4 protein-coding genes, 1 pseudogene and 1 CRISPR repeat array are annotated in these 7,126 nt (G+C 43.4%); of the genes and pseudogenes, 1 reads left to right on the forward strand and 4 read right to left on the reverse strand.

Going from position 1 to position 7,126, the window contains the following annotated elements:
* Positions 1-246 precede the first annotated feature (246 nt).
* The 3 genes and pseudogenes from ACEYW6_RS35300 to ACEYW6_RS35310 form a co-directional block, all read right to left on the reverse strand.
* On the reverse strand, positions 247-459 hold the full coding sequence (locus ACEYW6_RS35300; protein WP_412983461.1) for a high light inducible protein: 213 nt from the start codon (positions 457-459) through the stop codon (positions 247-249).
* A 40-nt stretch (positions 460-499) separates the two neighbouring features.
* Positions 500-712: a high light inducible protein gene (locus ACEYW6_RS35305; protein ID WP_190890516.1), complete on the reverse strand. Its 213-nt coding sequence runs from the start codon at positions 710-712 to the stop codon at positions 500-502.
* Positions 713-751: 39 nt separating this feature from the next.
* A pseudogene (locus ACEYW6_RS35310) lies at positions 752-907 on the reverse strand (high light inducible protein); the annotation flags it as partial.
* Between the two features lie 536 nt (positions 908-1,443).
* Here ACEYW6_RS35310 and ACEYW6_RS35315 point away from each other — a divergent pair.
* Positions 1,444-4,563, forward strand: coding sequence for an MFS transporter (locus tag ACEYW6_RS35315; RefSeq protein ID WP_412983462.1), 3,120 nt, complete (start codon positions 1,444-1,446; stop codon positions 4,561-4,563).
* Positions 4,564-4,629: 66 nt separating this feature from the next.
* On the opposite strand, the gene ACEYW6_RS35320 is transcribed toward ACEYW6_RS35315, so the two are convergent.
* Positions 4,630-5,460, reverse strand: a complete 831-nt coding sequence (locus tag ACEYW6_RS35320) for a dienelactone hydrolase family protein (RefSeq protein ID WP_412983463.1) — start codon at positions 5,458-5,460, stop codon at positions 4,630-4,632.
* 481 nt (positions 5,461-5,941) lie between these two features.
* Positions 5,942-7,054: a CRISPR direct-repeat array (repeat unit 37 nt; unit sequence ATTGCAATTCATCAAAATCCCTATTAGGGATTGAAAC).
* Positions 7,055-7,126 lie beyond the last annotated feature (72 nt).

Consider the following 7,126-nt stretch of genomic DNA (forward strand, 5'->3'; position numbering starts at 1 on the left):
CTCTCAATTACTTCTGCATTTCCTTCCCAGCTTGGGTTATTGACACCAATCACTGGTAATTGTATTGAAATATATTTGATTTTTCGTACTATTTTATCATAACTACTCTGGGAGAGCCGTAATTATTTGGTCAACCTAATTAAAGATAAAATGCTCAGGAGATAAATTCCCGACTTTTAGTGAGAAGTCGGGTTTATGGTTAGAGTATTTATTTATACTCCCTTACTTGTCAATCCTGAGCTATTGCTAATATCTAATTAGGTGTAGTACGTCCCTTAAGACGCTATAACCAGCTAAATCCCAAAGTAAATAGGCTAGAAAACCAATTGCTGCCAAGCGACCATTCCAAAGTTCGGCTTGAGGTGTCCAACCAAATAGAAATGCATTACGATCTACGCCGTTGTAAGCTTTAGCAACAGTTGGTAAATCAGTGGAGGGACGAGTTTCTTGAGTTGCCATTTTTTTCTCCAAAATCTAGTAGTTTTTTAGGTGATGATTTCTAGTAGCTAATCAGATGTAAAACATCGCGCAAGACGCTATAACCGGCTAAATCCCAAAGCAAATAGGCTAGAAAGCCAATTGCTGCCAAGCGACCATTCCAAATTTCGGCTTGAGGTGTCCAACCAAAAAGAAATGCATTGCGATCTATGCCGTTGTATTCTGGTGCAACAGGTGGTAAATCAGTAGAAGAACGAGTTTCTTGAGTTGCCATTTTTCCTCCAAATTTAGTAGCTTTTTAGGTATTTAGTTTCTAGTAGCCAATCAGGTGTAAAACCTCGCGCAGGATACTATAGCCTGCTAATTATCAAACCAAATAGGCTAGAAAGCCGATTGCTGCAAAACTTACATTCCCAATCTCGGCTTGGGGAGTCCAAACAAATAGAAATCCTTTACGATCTTTGCCATTTTATTTTGTTGCAAACAGGGGCAAATATCTGCAATATTATCTAGTTGCCATTTGCTTTGTTCTCAACAATTTGTTTGTTAACTTTAATGTACCTGTTTATAACTAGACTTCTTTCTGCCTGTAGGCACAAACCACAGGCACTTCTTATGGACGATTAATAGAAACATCTTGTTGTAGACAAATCCACCTTGGGAGGGTGAGCAAAAAATGATATGTCAAAAAATGTAAACGTTTCGTGAGAAACTATAATTTAAACAGAATCAATCGCTATAAATAAGCAATTAAAAATTAAAAACTAGCCATACATAATTAATAGTAGGTGGCAATTTGATTAAGATTTCCACCGAGAGATAATAAAAGTTATATCTTCCGCTGGATACACTTTTCAATCTTTGGAGAGATGCTTTAGACAGCTAAATTCCAGGATTCTGAGCTAAAGAGTTAGGTAATGCCATAGGTACAAACATAAATACTAAGAGTTGCTTCTCAAGAAATTCTTAATTCCCCAAATTTAAACTTAAGTAGAAGGAAATACAATGTTCCAAAGTACGGAAATCATGCTGGGACTCTACAAACCACTATTGTGGGTGGCACAGATTCCAGTAGATCCCTCAAATGTCACGCCAGCACAGGCATCGGTTCTCACTTCCGGGCCGCGCTTTTTTGTGGCTTTAATCTCCGGCGTGATCCTAGCCTTTGCTTTCCAATTAGTTCTAACTAATCTCTCCCTTGCAGCCGGTATTTCCTACCTGGGGCACTCATCTGACTCGGATTCAGATACTGGGGAAGCCGGAAGTTTGGGCGGTAACATTCGCAAAATTGGCACCGCAGTGGGGATTTGGACATTAGTCACTGTGACGATCGCCTTATTAATCGCTTCTTTTCTCGCGGTTAAATTAAGCCTTGTAATCTTAGACCCAGCATTGGGGGCGATTCTCGGTTTGGTGATTTGGGGCGCTTACTTTTTGCTCCTTGTCTGGGTAAGTTCCACCACCGTGGGTTCCTTAATTGGCTCAGTCGTCAATACGGCAACTTCCGGTTTTCAAGCGATTATGGGGACAGCCACCGCCGCACTGGGCGCAAAGGCTGTGAATAGCCAAGTGGTAGCGACAGCTGAAGCCGCCGCCGCCGCTGTCCGCCGGGAATTAGGCAGCGCCATCGACCCTGTGAGTATCCGAGAGAACATAGAGGATTACTTAGACAAGCTGCGTCCTCCAGAACTAGATGTGTCAAAGATTCGGAGTGATTTTGAACATTTACTCAACGATCCGCAATTAAAAGCGATCGCAGGGACTCCAGATATCCGCAACATCGACCGCCAAAAGTTTATCGAGTTAGTCAGCAGTCGCACCGACCTTTCTAAAAAAGACGTTAACCGGATTGCTGAAACGTTGTACAAAGTTTGGCAACAGGTAGTGAGCCAGCAACCACCCACCCAAGACCGCATGGGTGAGTTAATGGATTATCTGAAATCACTTCCACCAGGACAAAGCAAGACAGATGAACTCAACGCCAAACTGGATCGATTAGTAGCAGAAATGCGTGGCTCTAAAGAAGCTGACCAAAAGGCAGCCGCTGGGCCAATTCAAAGTACACTCCAGCAAGGACTATCTGCCTTAACCGGCATTGTGTTGGGACGCACAGATTTGTCTGATTTGGATGTGGAAAAAATCTTGCGTAGCCTCACCACCGCCAAAGAAAAAGTTACCCAACAAGCAGATAAGCTAGGTTTGCCAACACCATCAGAACCCTATAGCCCAATTCGGGCTGATGTTGAAAACTACCTGCACAACACTTATGCTTGGCAACTGAGTCAGGAAAAAATCGCCCAGGAATTTCGTGATGTCATTTACGACCCAGCAGCTGATCCTGGAATCGTCCGCAGGGAACTAGAACGACTATCTCGCAACGATTTTGTCAATATCTTGCAACAACGGGGACTACTTACCCAAGCCCAAATTCAGCGCATTGCAGATCAGCTAGAAGTTGTCCGCAAAGAAGTGCTAGTGACAGTTACAGGTATCGAAGAAAGAGAGATAGTCCAAGACTTGCAACGCGCAGTGGAAAGTTATCTGCTCGTTACCCCGAAAGCAGATTTGACACCCGAAGGTATTGAGCAGAATTTCAAACCACTCTTGCAAGACTCAGAGGCAGATTATGAAACCCTGACATTGCGACTAGCCCACCTGGAACGTCAGGAAATTCGGGAGATATTGCTGGAACGGAATGATATTCAGCTATATGAAGTAGACAGCATTCTGGACGAGTTGGAAAAACAACGCGATCGCGTTTTGGTAGAATCCAAAGGGCTGGCTGAACAGGCACAATATCAAGCAGAAACCCTGTGGCTGAATGTAGAATCATATCTGCGTAACACAGGGAAATCAGAACTTAATCCTGATGCCATCCGCGCCGACTTCAAAAAGTTACTCGAAGATCCCCAAAGTGGAATTACTTCCATTCGGGCACGGTTGTCTCGCTTTGACCGCGATACTTTGGTGCAATTGTTGAATCAGCGGCAAGATTTGAGTGAAGATCAGATTAATCAAATCATCAATGCTGCCGAGGAGTCGTGGCATAGTATTCGCCACACACCCCAAGCTGTTGTAGATAAAGCCAAAGAGCAATACGACTCTGTTACTACCACGATCGCAGATTACCTGCGGAATACTGGTAAACAAGAACTCAATCCAGAAGGAATTGGGCGAGATTTGACCAGATTGTTTGAAAATCCCAAAGAGGGAGCCGTAGCACTGCGCCGTCGGTTGTCGCAGATAGACCGCGATACACTGGTGAAATTGCTCAGTCAACGCAAAGACTTGAGTGAAGAACAAGTCAATGAAATCATTGATTCCACCCAAACTTCGATTCGTAACTTTGTCCGTGCGCCTCGTCGCCTAGCCACCCGGACACAGCAAAGAGCGGAAACATTCAAAGCTTATCTGGAAGAGTACCTGCGCCAAACTGGGAAGGAAGAACTTAATCCTGAAGGTATTAAACGCGACTTGCAACTACTGTTACACGATCCACGAGTTGGAGTAGAAACTTTTAGCGATCGCCTTTCCCATTTTGACCGTTCTACCATCATCGCCCTGCTGAAAATTCGGGAAGATATTTCCGATGAAGAAGCGGCGCGGATTGCCGATAACATTGTGTCCGTAAGGGATCAATTTGTAGAACAAGTGCGAAATATCCAACGAGGCATTCAAGATGCGATTGACGGGGTTTTTGCCCGCATTCGTAACTATCTCAACTCCTTGGATCGTCCAGAACTTAACTATGATAATATCAAGCGCGATGTTCGCACATTTTTTGACGATCCCCAGGCAGGGTTTGATGCTCTGCGCGATCGCCTGTCTTCTTTTGACCGTGATACCCTAGTGGCAATTATGAGTTCTCGTGAGGACATCTCTGAGGAAGATGCCAACCGGATCATCGATCAAATTGAACGGGCACGCAACACAGTATTACAACGTGCAGAACGCATACAGCATGAAGCCCAACGCCGCCTAGAACAGGTGAAGCATCAAGCACAACGGCAAGCGGAAGAAACCCGCAAAGCCGCAGCTTCAGCATCTTGGTGGCTGTTTGCCACAGCAACCGTATCTGCGATTTTCTCTGCATTAGGAGGAGTGATTGCTGTAGCTACGCAGTAGGTTGATAAGTTTTCTCCGCTAAATTTTAAGCCTCCCATCGCGGGAGGCTTTTTTTGTTCCGCAGACTTACACGCCATTTTCCTTAAACCATGCCAAAAGCTGTTTCCAACCGTCCTTAGCTTCTTTCTCGCGGTAGGAAGGGCGATAATCGGCAAAAAATGCGTGGGGTGCATCGGGGTAGACGATGATTTCAGATTTGCTGCTGCTTTGCTTTAAGCGATCGCGCATCTGCTCTACTGTATCGAGGGGAATACCCGTATCTTTCCCCCCATAGAGTCCGAGAACGGGGACTGTCAGTTTTGATGCAATATCAACGGGATACTGGGGTTGAAGTTCGGTAGCATCGCCCACGAGTCGCCCGTACCACGCCACACCTGCCTTCACCTTGGGATTGTGCGCTGCATATAGCCAGGTAATGCGGCCGCCCCAGCAAAAGCCTGTAACAGCCAATTTATCGGCATTGCCCTTAGCTGATTTCACAGCCCAATTTACAGTTGCATCAAGATCGGATAAAACTTGGGCATCTGGTACTTTGGCGACAATTGGGCGAATTTCGTCTATACTGCTTAACTTAGTGACATCACCTTGACGAATGAATAGTTCTGGTGCGATCGCCAAATACCCCAATTGAGCAAAGCGACGAGTGACATCCTGAATATGCTCATGTACACCAAATATTTCCTGGAGTACCAGAACAATTGGGAAATTTTCACCAGTTGCAGGTACTGCTCTATAGGCAGGAATGTCCCCATCTTTGACAGGAATTTTCACTGCACCAGCTACTAAACCCTTAGCCTCGGTGCTGATGACTTGGGCAGAAATGGGTTGCACAGCCAAGGCAAAACCCGTCGCCAAAGTGGCAGTTGCGATAAATTTGCGGCGTGTTATTTCTTTCATCATCTCTACCTTGAATTGGCGAAAATCTTTATTTATTCTTTGTTATACGTACAGTACTACGACAACAAATACTACAATTTATGAATTAGTTTACCGTAATATTAGCTTCGTTTGCCATCCAAGCGTTCTTGCTGTGTGGCTGTTATTAGGGAAAAGTCAGACGTATTAGCAAAGAAAAGCCACGGGACTAAACAATTTTCTGTGCTAAGTTCCCTTATAGTATGGTCAAATGCGCGGTAGGGTAGGTATACAAATTCCACAGCCGAAAAAAAGTGCTTCTATCTCAACCCCAGCAAGCATTTCACCCCACTAATGCCTAATTTTCATTCGCGCAATCTCTGAAATGCTTGCAATCAGTAGGTTTTAGCCTTCAACCTTTCCCGAAACTCTTTCCAATCTCATTCTCTAATGCTATGATTGCTCTTAAATCGCGCAACCGCACCTTGAAAACTAAATATAGCTTGGCCTTTAGGCTCCCGCTATTGCAATTCATCAAAATCCCTATTAGGGATTGAAACATCATTAGTATCTCCCCATGCTCAAATGATGATTATTGCAATTCATCAAAATCCCTATTAGGGATTGAAACTTTAGTTTACAGGCGATCGCCCAAAGTGATAATCTAAATTGCAATTCATCAAAATCCCTATTAGGGATTGAAACACGACAAGAACAGCTACTACAATGCACTGGTGTGAAATTGCAATTCATCAAAATCCCTATTAGGGATTGAAACTTTGTAAACCTTAGAGTGTTGGTATGCCCTAACATTGCAATTCATCAAAATCCCTATTAGGGATTGAAACAGCGCAACACATATCTATAGCCAGTAGGCTTCAACATTGCAATTCATCAAAATCCCTATTAGGGATTGAAACGATGCAACTCTTGCCAAAAGTGGTGGAGCGTGGGATTGCAATTCATCAAAATCCCTATTAGGGATTGAAACACGTGATGCCGTAACACTTGATTTACTCTCAGCCATTGCAATTCATCAAAATCCCTATTAGGGATTGAAACTCTGCAAATCGCCCTCCAGCACCCCTAGCGTAAAATATTGCAATTCATCAAAATCCCTATTAGGGATTGAAACAAACATTGACCAACGTAGGCGATTACAGGAAGTACTATTGCAATTCATCAAAATCCCTATTAGGGATTGAAACAGATTCTGATTGAAGAATTAGCAACATACCAAATTATTGCAATTCATCAAAATCCCTATTAGGGATTGAAACCTAAACTGCCTCCATCCTAAATCGCTAATAGCTCTGGATTGCAATTCATCAAAATCCCTATTAGGGATTGAAACCCTACGGCGTGAATCAAGTATACATATCCTTGATATTGCAATTCATCAAAATCCCTATTAGGGATTGAAACTTTTGCCCATCGGTCAACGTGGTGTATTTGCATAATTGCAATTCATCAAAATCCCTATTAGGGATTGAAACTCTAGGTTGGTCATCTTGGCTCCTTGGTTTCTATAATTGCAATTCATCAAAATCCCTATTAGGGATTGAAACAGATAACAAGCGTCCATCGGCAGTAAACAGTATTGCAATTCATCAAAATCCCTATTAGGGATTGAAACAGTGCGACTCGTTTTTGAGAAAAAAATACAAATAATTGTATATAACTCAAAGTGAGAACGACAAGGATAAAA

The organism is Nostoc sp. UIC 10607, from assembly GCF_047228265.1.
Taxonomy (GTDB): domain Bacteria; phylum Cyanobacteriota; class Cyanobacteriia; order Cyanobacteriales; family Nostocaceae; genus Nostoc; species Nostoc foliaceum_A.